The sequence below is a fragment of the Nocardia sp. NPDC006982 genome, from assembly GCF_042869435.1.
Taxonomy (GTDB): domain Bacteria; phylum Actinomycetota; class Actinomycetes; order Mycobacteriales; family Mycobacteriaceae; genus Nocardia.
In genome coordinates this window covers 239,386-252,185 of the sequence record NZ_JBIAFV010000002.1, presented here as the reverse complement: position 1 = coordinate 252,185, position 12,800 = coordinate 239,386, and the positions used below count along the sequence as shown (strand labels likewise).

The following is a 12,800-nucleotide window of genomic DNA, read 5'->3' as shown; positions in this document are numbered from 1 at the left end:
GTTGTTTGTCAACGTGGCCTCTCAGAGATGGTGCTTATAGGTCTCGTAGTCGGCATCCGGCTCGCCGGTGGGTCGGAAGTGGTCCACATTGCTGAGCCCGAAGCCCCACTCCTCGCGCGGTTTCCACACCGCCTCCACCCGCATGCCCATCCGCACCTCGCTCGCGTCGCATCCGAGCACCAGGTGCAGCACCGGGATATCCGCGCCGTCGAGCAGCACATATGCCGCCACGTACGGCGGCTTGATCCGCTGGCCCATGAACGGCACATTCACGATGCAGAAGGTGGTGACGATGCCGCGGTCGGGCAGTTCGACGATTTCGTCGGTCGGCCTGCCGTCGGTCGGATTGGCGCCGCGCGGCGGGAAGTACACCTTGCCCGCGGCGTCCGTGCGCCCGCCGAGCAGCTTGCCCTCGGCCAGACCGCGCAGGTAGATGGTCTCCTGCGGCGACGCACTGTGCATGTACTGCAGGTCGACCGGGGTGATGAGCACCTCGATCGGCTCGCCGTCCGCGCTGGATTCCGCCGGTGCGGTGGACGTCTCGCCCGGTTCGAAGCAGGCGATGTCCTTGATGCTGCCGACGGTCTCGTCGGCCCAGCGTGCGACCACGCGCAGTCCGGTGTGGATGTCCTCGGGTGTGGAAACATCGACGGCGTGCAGCAGCGTGGTGTCCGCGCCGTCGAGCTTGATCAGTGCCCAGGCGAACGGGCGGTCGAACGGCTGACCGGGCAGCGGATCGCGCACGAAGCTCCACGACTGGACGGTGCCGGTATCGGCCACATCGACGAATTCGGTCAGCGGCGCGGAGGTGACCGGATCGTATTCCGGCGGCGGCACCAATACCCGCCCGTCCGAGCCGCGCACACCGACGATCCGGCGGGCGCGCAGCTTGGCCAGGAAGGTGCCGATGGTCGGTCCGACCGATCGCGTGTAGTCGAATTGCACCCGAAGGGGTGCACTGAGTACGTCGGGCGCGGCAGTGTTCAATTCCGACCCTCTCTCATCCGCGATTGTCCCGGATGCGGTATGCCCACCCGTCGCCCGACCACCACCCCTCACGGAGTCGCTCCGCGACGCAGTATTTTCTTCAGCCACGAAATCGAGTAGAACAGGTTCTTATTCTGGTGGCAAGAAGTTGGCTGGAAAGAGGTCTCCCATGAAGTTCGGATTGCAACTCGGGTACTGGATGGCGCAGCCGCCACAGAATGCCGGTGAGATGGTGGTCGCCGCCGAAGCGGCCGGTTTCGACGCGGTCTTCGCGGCCGAATCCTGGGGATCGGATGCCTTCGGGCCGCTGATGTGGTGGGGCTCGTCGACGAATCGGGTGCGGCTGGGCACCTCGGTGGTGCAGCTGTCGGCGCGCACGCCCGCCGCGACGGCCATGCACGCACTGACGTTGGATCATCTCAGTGGTGGCCGGGCCATCCTCGGGCTCGGCGTTTCGGGGCCGCAGGTAGTGGAGGGCTGGTACGGCCAGCCGTTCGCCAAGCCGTTGCAGCGCACCAGGGAGTACGTCGGCATCATTCGCCGCATCCTGGAGCGGCAGGCGCCGGTCACCAATGACGGGCCGCAGTACCCGCTGCCCTACACCGGACCAGGCGCCACCGGACTCGGCAAGCCGCTCAAGCCGATTGTGCATCCGCTACGAGCGGATTTGCCGATCTGGCTGGGTGCGGAGGGGCCGAAGAATGTGGCGCTGACGGCCGAGATCGCCGACGGCTGGCTGGCGATCTACTACGCGCCGCGGCTGGCCGGCATGTACAACGACTGGCTGGACGAGGGCTTCGCCAGGGCCGGCGCACGGCGTTCGCGCGCGGATTTCGAAATCGCCGCGAGCTGTCAGGTGGTGATCACCGACGATCCCAAGAGCGAGTTGGAGCGGATGCGCTGGATCATGGCGCTCTACATCGGCGGCATGGGCGCACCCGAACTGAATTTCCATGCCCAGGTCTACCGCCGGATGGGCTATGAGCGCGAGGTCGACGAGATCGGCAGGCTTTTCCAATCCGGAAAGAAGGCCGAGGCCGCCGCCATGGTGCCGGATGAGCTGATTCTGGATACATCGATCATCGGCGACGAGGAGCATGTGCGTAAGCAACTCGGCGTGTGGGAAGCCGCAGGCGTCACCGAGATGCTGGTGTCGGTTCCAGATATCGAGCAATTGCATCGGCTCGCACCCCTTGTACAGATGTAGAACACGTTCTAGATTCGTAGGGGTGACTGATTCACCCACCCCGTCGGCTCCGCCTCCTCACCATCCCCCGCGGGAGTCAGTAGAAATTCTCGGTCTCTGGAACATCGCGAACGCGGAACCCGATCGGATCGCACTGGTGGATCCATCCGGCCGCGAGGTGAGTTATCGCGAATTGGCCACGCTCGCAAACCGCTACGGCACCGGACTGCGGGCGCTCGGCCTGCAGCCCGGCGACGTGCTGGTCAGCATGGTGCACAACTGCGTCGAGGCGGTAGCCGCCTACTTCGCGGCCTATCAGGCCGGGCTGTACATCGTCGCGGTGAACTGGCATCTGACCGGCCCCGAGGTCGCCTACATCCTCGGCGACAGCGAGGCCAAGGCCTTCATCGCCAGCGACCGGTTCGCCGCCGCCGCGATCGCCGCCGCGGATGAGGCGGGGCTGCCCGCCACCGCGCGCTTCGCGGTCGGCGAGATCGAAGGCTTCAAGTCGGTGTCGTGGCTGGGTGCCGCCGATACCGGTCGCCCCGATAACCGGACCACCGGCGCGCCGATGCTCTACACCTCCGGAACTACGGGGCGGCCCAAGGGCGTTCGGCGTCCGCTCACCGGTACCGACCCCGATGTCGTACCGCCGCATTCGCCCGCCTTCTTCGGCCTGTTCGGGCTGAAGCCCTACGACGATCACGTGCACATCTGCGGTTCGCCGCTGTACCACACCGCCGTGCTGAACTTCGCGACGATCTCGATCCAGTTGGGGCACAAGGTCGTTCTGATGGATCGCTGGGACGCCGAGGAAATGCTGCGGCTCATCGACAAGCACCGGGTCACCCACAGCCATATGGTGCCGACCCAATTCCACCGCCTGCTCGCGCTGCCCGCGGATGTGCGCGCCAAATATGACGTTTCGTCGCTGCGCAGCATGGTGCACGGTGCGGCGCCGTGTCCGGCCGAGACCAAGCGGCAGATGCTGGAGTGGTGGGGCCCGACGGTCACCGAGTACTACGCGGCCACCGAGGGCGGCGGCACGGTGATCAGCGGGACCGAATGGCTCGCGAAGCCCGGCTCGGTCGGCAAGGCTTGGCCCTGGTCGGTGATCAAGGTGCTGAGCGAGGAAGACGGCTCCGAAGTTCCCGCGGGCGAGACCGGTCTGGTCTATATGCGCATGGGCGCGTCCAGCTTCGAATACCACCACGCCAAGGAGAAGACCGAAGAGGCAAGGGTCGGCGACCTTTTCACGGTCGGCGATATCGGCCACCTCGACGAGGACGGCTATCTCTACCTGCACGACCGCCGCTCCGATCTGATCCTGTCCGGCGGTGTGAACATCTACCCGGCCGAGATCGAGAACGTGCTGACCACCCACCCGAAGGTCGAGGATGTCGCGGTCTTCGGTCTGCCCCATCCGGATTGGGGCCAGGAGGTCAAAGCCGTCGTCCAGCCGGTCGCGGGCGTCGAGGGCAACGACGAACTCACCGCCGAACTTTTGGCCTACGCCGCAACCCAATTGGCGAAGTACAAAATGCCCCGCTCCATCGACTACCTGGACGAACTCCCTCGCGACCCCAACGGCAAGCTCTACAAGCGCAAACTCCGCGACCGCTACATTCCGGCTTAGAGCGCTGTCGCATACTCAGCGACTATCGCGCAGAACGTATAGCTTCTGCGCGATAGTCACCGGTTATGCGGGAAGCTCGCAGGCTGTGCGGGACGGCTGCGCGGGTTCGGCCCACCTGTCCCTCCGGCAACCTCCCGCCCGACCCCCGGCTCTTCCCCCGCCTAGCCCTTCCTCCGAACATTCCCCTCCCGGACCCCAACCCCCTCAGGCAGTTTCGCGCAACTCCGGCGCCAAACCGAAGAGCGGGAACAGCTTTTCGGTGTCGAGGAAGAAGTTGAGTCCGGCGATCGAGTCGCCGTCCAACTCCAGCACGGTGATGGACCACGGCACCCAGACGCCCGGCGAGGTCTCGCTCGGCTTGTAGTGGCCGAATGCGGGCAACCCGTTGGCGCCTGCCAACCGGATCATGCGGGAATCGCGGCAGCCCTTGCCGTGGCCGAGCATGAACGCGGCCACATTCTCGGGGCCCGAGACCCAGAGTTCGATCGGCGGCATGGACAGCGCCACATCGGTTTTCAGCAGGGTAGTCAGAGTGTCCATATCGTAGGCCTCGAAGGCCTTGACGAAATCGTCGACGAGTTTGCGCTGATCGTCATCGGTTTCGTCATAGGTGTCGGTGGCGGTCGGCTGCACCTTCGACATGGTGGCCCTGGCGCGCTGTAGTGCGCTGTTCACCGAGGCGGGGGACATGGTGAGTGCCTCGGCCGTCTCGCTGGCCGAGAACCGCAGCACCTCACGCATGATCAGGATGGCGCGCTGGGTAGCGGGCAGATGCTGACAGGCCGCGACGAACGCCAGCCGCAATGTGTCCTTGGCCGAGGCGTGCTCGGCCGGATCCGATCCGAAGGCCAGTGCGTTCGGGATCGGTTCGATCCAGACGTAATCCGGTTGCGGCATCGGCATCGGCGAATCCGGCCGCGACGGACCGGACAGATCCATCGGCCTGGCCCGGCGCTGCGGGCCGTCGAGCATATCGAGGCAGACATTGGTGGTGATCTTGTACAGCCAGGACCTCAGGCTGGCGCGACCCTCGAACGAGTCGTAGGACTTCCACGCGCGAGTGAAGGTCTCCTGCACCGCGTCCTCCGCTTCGAAGGAGGAGCCGAGCATGCGATAGGCGTAGGCGCACAGTTCCCGCCGGTGTCCTTCGAAGGATTCGAGCACGTTCGGGGTGAGGCCGACGGAGTCGTTCATGGGTGTCACCCTGCCACAGCCCACCGACACATTCGAGACCTGAATTGCCTCTACCAGCGGTTTCAAGATCATCGCTGCGGTGTGGCAGATGTGTTCGGCCACGCAGTGCCTGGGAGCGATGAGTTTCGCGCGCTCGATCCGTCTCTACATAGAGACCGCCGAAGCCGACGTAAGGGATCCCGCATGCCCAGCAAGATGATCTTCATCAACCTTCCAGTCGCGGACCTGGGCCGGTCCAGAAACTTCTACGAGGCGATCGGCTGGAAGGTGAATCAGGACTTCACCGATGAGAATGCCGCGTGCATCGTCATCGACGACAACATCTGCGCCATGCTGCTGACCAAGGACTTCTATTCGAACTTCAGCAAGCGCCCGATCGCCGACACGATCGCGACCAGCGGCGGCGCTTACGCGTTATCCCTGGCCAGCGCACAGGAGGTCGACGCACTCACCAATGCCGCCCTGGCCGCAGGCGCCACCGAGGAAATCAACGACGATCGCCGCGCCCAGGAAGCCCAGGTCGGCATGTTCGGCCGCACGTTCATCGATCCGGACGGCCACCAGTGGGAGCCCTTCTGGATGGACTACCCCGGCAACTGATCGACGCCGATGCCGGTCGAATGGTGGCCCGAGTGATCCGGGTGGCACCACTCGACCTGCCTCGGCGCGAACGTAGTTCAGCTGCCGGTGAAGGTGGGCTTGCGCTTCTCGGCGAAGGCCTTCGGGCCCTCCTTGGCATCGGCCGAACGGAAGACCGACATGCCGAGTTTCGCCTCGATCTGGAAGGCATCCTCTTCCGGCATGGCCTCGGTCTCCCGAATGGTGCGCAGAATCGCCTGCACCGCGAGGGGACCGTTGGCCGCGATCTGCGCGGCGAGTTCGAGCGCCTTGTCCAAGGCGGTGCCGTCCGGGACCACATGCCCGATCAGCCCGATTTCCTTGGCCTCGCCGGCGGTGATGTGCCTACCGGTCAGCAAAATGTCGGCGGCGACGGTGTAGGGAATCTGGCGGACCAGCCGCACGGCCGAGCCGCCGAGCGGGAACAGTCCCCAACGCGCTTCGGATACACCGAATTTCGCGCTTTCGGCGGCCACCCGGATATCGGTGCCCTGCAGGATTTCGGTGCCACCGGCGATGGCCGGACCCTCCACCGCCGCGATCAGCGGTTTGGTGAGTCGGCGGCCCTTGAGCAGCGCCTCCAATTTGGTCGGATCGAAGCTGCTCGCGTTGTCGCCGGGGTGCCGCGCGGTCATCGCCTTGAGGTCCATGCCCGCACAGAACGCACCGCCCGCACCGGTCAGGATCGCGACACGGATGTCGGGATCGCTGTCCACCTGGTCCCAGGCGTCGCGCATGATCGCCATCATCTCGGCCGAAAGAGCATTGCGGGCCTCGGGCCGATTCATGGTGACGATGAGGACGTGATCGCGCTTCTCGACGAGGCAATCTGGCATTGGGAGATCTCCTGACTTTCCAGGGGGCCGGGGTGAGTCAAATTCAGCCTTGTCAGAAACAGTAACACGTTCTATTTTTAGCTCTGTGAGCTACAACATAGCGGACCTAGTCGAACACGCCATCGATCTGATGCCCGACCGCGTAGCGCTGGCCGACGACGGCCGCGAGGTGACTTACGCGCAGCTGGAGGAGCGGGCCAACAAACTCGCGAACTACCTGCTGCAACAGGGTGTCCAACCGGGTGACAAGGTGGGCATCTATTCACGGAATACAGTCGAGGCCGTCGAGGCCATGGTCGCGGTCTTCAAGGCGCGCGCCGTGATGATCAACGTGAACTTCCGTTACGTCGAGAACGAGTTGCAGTACATTTTCGACAATTCGGATATGGTCGCGCTGATCCACGAGCGCCGCTACAGCGACCGGGTGGCCGGGGTTCGCCCGAATACGCCCCTGCTGAAGACGGTCATCGTCGTGGACGACGATACGACCGGCACCATTGCGACGGCAGCCGATTCGGTGGAATACGAGACGGTGCTGGCCGAGTCCTCCGGTGAGCGCGACTTCGGCGAGCGCTCGGCCGATGACATCTTCATGCTCTACACCGGCGGCACCACCGGCCTGCCCAAGGGCGTCATGTGGCGGCACGAGGACTGGTGGCGCGTGCTCGGCGGCGGCATCAACTTCCTCACCGGCGAATACGTCGAGGACGAATGGCATCAGGCGAAGACCGGTGCGGGCAATCCGCAGATGGTGCGGTTCCCGATTCCGCCGATGATCCACGGCGGCTCGCAGACCGCGACCTTCCACAGCCTGTTCGACGGCGGTAAGGCCGTGATGATTCCGGAGTTCACCGGACACGGCGTGTGGCAGCACATCGACCGGCACAAGATCAACCTCATTTTCATCACCGGTGACGCCATGGCCCGGCCGATGATGGATGCGCTCGCCGAAGGCAATCCGGAAACCGGTGAGCCGTACGACCTTTCGAGCCTCTACCTGATCGCCAGCAGTGCGGCGCTGTTCTCGCCGACGCTCAAAGACCAGTTCCTGGAACGCCTGCCGAACCGGATGATCACCGACTCCATCGGCTCCTCCGAGACCGGCTTCGGCGGTCTCGCCGTTGTCGCCAAGGGCGCCAACCACACCGGCGGTCCGCGGGTGAAGATCGATGCCGCCACCCAGGTGCTCGACGATCAGGGCAATCCGGTGGCGCCGGGCTCCGGGCAGGTCGGGTTCCTCGCGCGCAGCGGCCACATTCCGGTCGGCTACTACAAGGACGAGGCCAAGACCAAGGCAACGTTCAAGGAGTTCAACGGAATTCGCTACTCCATCCCCGGCGACTACGCCCGGGTCGAGGAGGACGGCACCGTCACCATGCTCGGCCGCGGTTCGGTGAGCATCAATAGCGGCGGCGAGAAGATCTATCCGGAGGAGGTCGAGGGCGCGCTCAAGATCCACCCCGAGATCTTCGACGCGCTCGTGGTCGGCGTTCCGGACGAGCGGTGGGGACAGCGGGTGGCAGCGGTCGTGCAGTGTCGTGGCGACAAGCGTCCCACCCTTGACGAACTGCGTCCGGTGCTCACCCAGGAGATCGCGCCCTACAAGCTGCCGCGCAGCGTGTGGTTCGTCGATCAGATCAAGCGCAATCCGGCGGGCAAGCCCGATTACCGTTGGGCCAAGGCGCAAACCGAGGAGCGTCCGGCCGACGAGCATATCGAGGCGAGCAGCAAGTAAATTGGCTATTCGCCTGGGGTTTTTCGAGGAGACCGCACTCGGCTTCGAGCCGTTGCCGTTCGCCGCAAGTGCCTGGTCGCCGGATATGATCAACGGTCCTGCCATCTGTGGGCTGCTGGCGCAGGCGCTCGAACGTGAACACGGTCAGGATGGATTCGTGCCCGCCAGGCTTACCGTCGACCTGTTCCGGCCGACGCGCAGGCAGCCGGTCCAGGTGGTCACCGAATCGGTGCGCGACGGGCGGCGGATCCGGGTCGCGGATGCCGCGCTGATGCAGGACGGTGTCGATGTGGCCAGGGCGACGGCGGTCTTCTTGAAGAAGTCGGTACAGCCGCCGGGAGAGTTGTGGAACCGACCGGACCAACCCGCGCCGCCGCCGGTCGAGATCTCGCCGCCGACGGATCTGCCCCGTGCTCCGATGTGGGGCAGCGATGCCCATGCCGACGGCTGGTCGACGCGGATCGGTGAACACCAGAACGGCAGTCGCAAACGGACCTGGCAGGTGCCGATGCCGTTGATCGAGGGGCAGACGCCGTCCGCATTCGTCGGTGCGACCGTGATCGGCGAGGGGACCAGCATGATGACCAATTGGGGCAGCGCCGGAATCGGATTCATCAACACCGATCTGACACTGGCACTGGCGCGGCCCGCCGTCGGCACGGAAATCGGACTCGAGGCCGATATGCACATCAGTGCGGAGGGCGTCGCGGTGGGCACCGCGACACTGTTCGATCGGCACGGATCCTTTGGGACCTGCGTGGTGACCGCGCTGTCGAATGCCGAACGTCAGGTCGATTTTTCCAGCGGAACGAGTCACATCGAGGCCGCGAATAGGTAAGGCCCGCCGGGCACTTGCCGGGCGGGCCGCTTGTGCAGGGACTATCGGTTGGCGAGTTCCGCGAGGCGGAATGCCAGCTTGTTCCGGACCGCGGGGATGCTGGTCGCCACCGTCATAACGGTATTGCGGACGATGCGTGCCGGGAGCGGGCGCAAGGTGGCCATCTTCGTCATCCGATCGGTGAAGGCGACGACGTCGAGAGCCACTGGGCGACGGGTGGTTTCGTAGGCGTCGAGCACGCTGTCGGGCTCGCCGCTGACGACCCGGGCCAGCAGCGGACCGAGGAAGGCCGCATCCTGGATGCCGGTGTTCATGCCTTGTCCACCTGCCGGGCTGTGCACATGTGCGGCGTCGCCGGCCAGCAGCAGACGACCCGCGCGGTAGTGATCCGCGACGCGGTGGTGCACCCGGAAGCGCGAGCTCCACAGCACCTCACGTACTTTCACGGTGCCGCCGGGGCCGCGAGTGTCCAGGATGGCCTGAATTTCCTCGATGGTCGGGTGCTCGGGGGCCTCGTCGACGGTCGCGACGACCCGATACCGATTCGGATCGCTCTCGTCCGGCAGCGGCGCGACAACCGTCACGCCCTCCGGCGAAAGGTGCAGTGCCACTTCGTCACGCGCGATCGGCCAATCCATCCGTACATCGGCGAGGACGAAGGATTCCGGGTAGGTGTCGCCGGTGAAGCCGATACCCGCCTGCTCCCGGACGACGCTGTGCATACCGTCCGCGCCGACCACATAGCCCGCGCGGATCGTGCCGGTCGCGCCCGCGCTGTCGATGTATTCGACTGTGGCGCCGTCATTTTCATCGACGACCTCGGTGATCCGATAGGGCCGGTGCACATCCCCGCCCGCCTTGCGCAACCGTGCGAGCAGTACGGCCTCGGTGGTGTCCTGCGGAACCATCAGCGTGTACGGGTACTCGGTGGGCAGTCCACCGAACGGCACTGTCGCCAGTGTGCGGTTGCCGTCCAGCACTCGGAAGGTCGGCACCACGATGCCGCGGTCCACGAGTTCCTCGGCGATGCCCAGTTCCCGCAGCACCTCCAGGGTCCTGGCGTGAACCACCGCGGCGCGCGAGGTGTTCGCACCCTCGGCGAGCCGGTCCAGCAGAACGAAGTCGATACCGGCGTCGGCCAGGGTGATCGCGGTGGTCAGTCCGGCCGGACCGGCCCCGACGATGACGACGGAAGTGGTCTCCGGCAGCGGGGTGGTGTTCATTGGAACTCCTAGGTCAACACCTGTAGGCCAACGCTTGTTGGCATAACCGTAGCGCGAACGGCTTGCGGAAGTCAACAGTTGTTGGCCTACACTTGTTGGCATGAACATCGAGCCTGATCAACCACCTGCACGTCGCTCCGATGCCACCCGCGCGGCCATCCTGGCGGCGGCGCGCACCCGCTTCGCCGCCGAGGGGTTTCGCAAGGCGACCATCCGCGCCATCGCCGCCGATGCCGCGATCGATCCGTCGATGGTGATGCGTTACTTCGGCAGTAAGGACGGCCTTTTCGCCGCGGCCGTCGATGTGCGCCTCGACCTGCCGGATCTCGCCGCGGCCGAGCCAGATGCCCTCGGGGAGTTACTGGTTCGCCGATTCTTGGCGATCTGGGAGGACCAGGCCGATGACAAGGTGCTGGTGATCTTGCTGCGCTCGTCCATCACCGATGAGGGGGTGAGCCAACGCTTTCGGCAGATCTTCGCCGAACAGGTGCTGCCCGCGGTGCTGCGCTTCGGCGATCCGGCCGATGCGCAGCGCCGCGGGGGTTTGATCGTCACCCAGCTGCTCGGGCTCGCGCTGTGCCGCTATGTGCTCGAGCTGCCGCCGGTGGTCGGCCTGACGCGCGAGCAGATCATCGCCGATATCGCACCGACCCTCCAGCGCTACCTGACATCGGAGCCGATCAGTGCCTAGACGTGCGCGCCACCGTCGACGTGAATCGTTGTGCCCGTGATGAATTCGCCGTCCTTGGAAGCGACCATCGCGACCACGCCGGCGACCATCTCGGGTGCGCCGAGCAGCGGCCCGATGGCCGGAGCCATCTTGCTCATCAGGCCCGGATCGATATCCGGTGGCACATCGAGCAGGCTGTAGGTCATGGCCGTCTCGATGCCGCCGGGCGAGACGCAGACCGCGCGCAGATTCTGCTTGCTGTACTCCAGCGCCAGCACCCGCGTGAAGGCCTCCAGTCCGCCCTTGCTAGCCGCGTACGCCGCGCGATACGGCGCGGCATAGGACGCGGCATTAGAGCTGATATTGACCACCACCCCGCGCCCGGACTCCAGTAGTGCGGGCAGGGCGGTCCGGGTCACCAGGAACGTTCCGGTCAGATTGGTGCCGAGGACGGTATTCCACAGCTCGGTGGTGGTCTCGTGGGTATGCGACATGCGCACGATCCCGGCGGCATTCACCAGCACATCCAGGCCACCGGCTAGCAGTCCGGGCACCGTCTGCTCGACGGCCGCTTCGTCCGCGATATCCAGCGACGCGACGGTGATCCGGTCGCTCGACCCCTGATCCATGGCGAGCTGAGCGGTCTTGGCGAGGCCATCGCCGGTTCTGCTCACGCCGACCACCTCCGCCCCCTCGTCGAGCAGCCGCAAGACGATGGCCCGGCCGATGCCGGAACCCGCGCCCGTCACCAGCACTCGGCGTTGCGTGAAACGCTTCATACGCTCTGTACATCCCGCTCGGCCAGCACCTGCGCTATCTCGGGCAGCCGGTCGAGATCGATCGGCTCGGCAACCAATTCGACCGGAAAGGGCCGATCTGCGGGCTGTGGCAGGCCGGGGCCGAGGATGAGGCCACCGCGGATGCCGATGCGATCCATTTCCTGGATCAACGGCTCGTAGCGGGCGGACTGTAAGTTGTTGTGCAGCACGAAATCCCGGACATCTTCGGCGGTGGTCAAACTGCGCTGCCGCACCGGTGAGCAGACCGGGAATTTCGGATCGCGGAAGGTCATATCGTCGACGAATCCGCGCATGAAATCCGCTGCATGCTGTTGCAACGGAGAATGGAACGCGCCCTTGTACGCGTCCAGTACGAACATTTGGCGGGTGTCCGATGACGCCTCGATTTCGGCCAGGATCTCTTGCAGTGCCGTGAGATAACCCGAGATCACGAATGATCGGTGCACGTCATCGATCGGGCCGGTGTCGACGGCCAGATGCACACCGGGGCGGCGTGCACCGTAATAGTTCGCCGGATCGTCCTCGATCGGCGTGTACATCAGCCCCATCCCTTGTGCGGCAACACCTTCCGGCAATTCCGGCACCAGCCGGCGGTGATGCAGCATGCCGAACAATTCGTGCCGCTCCACGGCTCCGGCCACACAGGTGCTGATCAGCGCGCCCAGGCTGAGCCCACCAGCGGCCTCCGGCTCGAAACCGCGTGCGGCCAGGTCCTCGGCGAGACCGAGTGCGAATGCGGCCTGACGCAATGCGCCGAGGCTGTGCCGATCCTCCGGTTCGCTCGCCATTTCCGCGGCGGATTCCCGCGCGCGCAGTCGGTCCACCGATAATCCGGTCACCGCGGCGGCTTCGTCGTAGGCGAGTGCGATGGACGGGCACCGCTCGCAGAACTCATCGATGACTTCGGCGGTCAGACTGACCTGTCCACCGAACAGAAAAGAAACCCTCATTGCATGTCCTACCCGCGCCGGGGGCGCACCATGGCGACACCCACTGCGTATCTGTGAATCACGTTCGACCGGAACGGAATTGGCGGCGCCGCCGTATCGAATACATCAAGCGGGCGCCCCTGTGGGC

At 65.3% G+C, this 12,800-nt stretch carries 12 protein-coding genes; 6 read left to right on the top strand and 6 right to left on the bottom strand.

Annotated features, from left to right (window positions below; all coding sequences use genetic code 11):
- Nucleotides 1-21 precede the first annotated feature (21 nt).
- A complete protein-coding gene (locus ACFYOW_RS10175) occupies nt 22-987 on the bottom strand; it encodes a Zn-ribbon domain-containing OB-fold protein (protein ID WP_387286457.1) in 966 nt (321 codons plus the stop codon).
- 169 nt (nt 988-1,156) lie between these two features.
- Here ACFYOW_RS10175 and ACFYOW_RS10170 point away from each other — a divergent pair, with 169 nt between their 5' ends.
- Nucleotides 1,157-2,194, top strand: a complete 1,038-nt coding sequence (locus tag ACFYOW_RS10170) for an LLM class F420-dependent oxidoreductase (protein ID WP_387286455.1) — start codon at nt 1,157-1,159, stop codon at nt 2,192-2,194.
- An 85-nt stretch (nt 2,195-2,279) separates the two neighbouring features.
- Nucleotides 2,280-3,809, top strand: a complete 1,530-nt coding sequence (locus ACFYOW_RS10165) for an acyl-CoA synthetase (protein ID WP_387287438.1) — start codon at nt 2,280-2,282, stop codon at nt 3,807-3,809.
- A gap of 204 nt (nt 3,810-4,013) precedes the next feature.
- On the opposite strand, the gene ACFYOW_RS10160 is transcribed toward ACFYOW_RS10165, so the two are convergent.
- Nucleotides 4,014-5,003, bottom strand: a complete 990-nt coding sequence (locus ACFYOW_RS10160; RefSeq protein ID WP_387286453.1) for a sigma-70 family RNA polymerase sigma factor — start codon at nt 5,001-5,003, stop codon at nt 4,014-4,016.
- A 183-nt stretch (nt 5,004-5,186) separates the two neighbouring features.
- On the opposite strand from ACFYOW_RS10160, the gene ACFYOW_RS10155 reads away from it, so the two are divergent.
- Nucleotides 5,187-5,603, top strand: a complete 417-nt coding sequence (locus ACFYOW_RS10155; RefSeq protein ID WP_387286451.1) for a VOC family protein — start codon at nt 5,187-5,189, stop codon at nt 5,601-5,603.
- 77 nt (nt 5,604-5,680) lie between these two features.
- Here ACFYOW_RS10155 and ACFYOW_RS10150 read toward each other — a convergent pair whose 3' ends face one another.
- On the bottom strand, nt 5,681-6,457 hold the full coding sequence (locus ACFYOW_RS10150) for a crotonase/enoyl-CoA hydratase family protein (protein ID WP_387286449.1): 777 nt from the start codon (nt 6,455-6,457) through the stop codon (nt 5,681-5,683).
- 85 nt (nt 6,458-6,542) lie between these two features.
- Between ACFYOW_RS10150 and ACFYOW_RS10145 the strand changes: the two genes are divergently transcribed.
- Nucleotides 6,543-8,192 carry an acyl-CoA synthetase gene (locus ACFYOW_RS10145; RefSeq protein WP_387287436.1) on the top strand — a complete coding sequence of 550 codons (1,650 nt, stop codon included), beginning with the start codon at nt 6,543-6,545 and terminating at the stop codon, nt 8,190-8,192.
- Nucleotides 8,193-8,199: 7 nt separating this feature from the next.
- Nucleotides 8,200-9,030, top strand: a complete 831-nt coding sequence (locus ACFYOW_RS10140) for a thioesterase family protein (RefSeq protein WP_387287434.1) — start codon at nt 8,200-8,202, stop codon at nt 9,028-9,030.
- A 41-nt stretch (nt 9,031-9,071) separates the two neighbouring features.
- On the opposite strand, the gene ACFYOW_RS10135 is transcribed toward ACFYOW_RS10140, so the two are convergent.
- Nucleotides 9,072-10,253: an FAD-dependent oxidoreductase gene (locus tag ACFYOW_RS10135; RefSeq protein ID WP_387286447.1), complete on the bottom strand. Its 1,182-nt coding sequence runs from the start codon at nt 10,251-10,253 to the stop codon at nt 9,072-9,074.
- A gap of 100 nt (nt 10,254-10,353) precedes the next feature.
- Here ACFYOW_RS10135 and ACFYOW_RS10130 point away from each other — a divergent pair, with 100 nt between their 5' ends.
- Nucleotides 10,354-10,944: a TetR family transcriptional regulator gene (locus ACFYOW_RS10130; protein WP_387286445.1), complete on the top strand. Its 591-nt coding sequence runs from the start codon at nt 10,354-10,356 to the stop codon at nt 10,942-10,944.
- Here ACFYOW_RS10130 and ACFYOW_RS10125 read toward each other — a convergent pair.
- Entirely contained in the window at nt 10,941-11,702 is a 762-nt protein-coding gene (locus tag ACFYOW_RS10125) for an SDR family NAD(P)-dependent oxidoreductase (RefSeq protein ID WP_387286443.1), read from the bottom strand. The two genes, ACFYOW_RS10130 and ACFYOW_RS10125, sit on opposite strands and share 4 nt — an antisense overlap.
- Entirely contained in the window at nt 11,699-12,673 is a 975-nt protein-coding gene (locus ACFYOW_RS10120; protein ID WP_387286441.1) for a hypothetical protein, read from the bottom strand. Before ACFYOW_RS10120 ends, ACFYOW_RS10125 begins: the two co-directional genes overlap by 4 nt.
- Nucleotides 12,674-12,800: the final 127 nt, after the last annotated feature.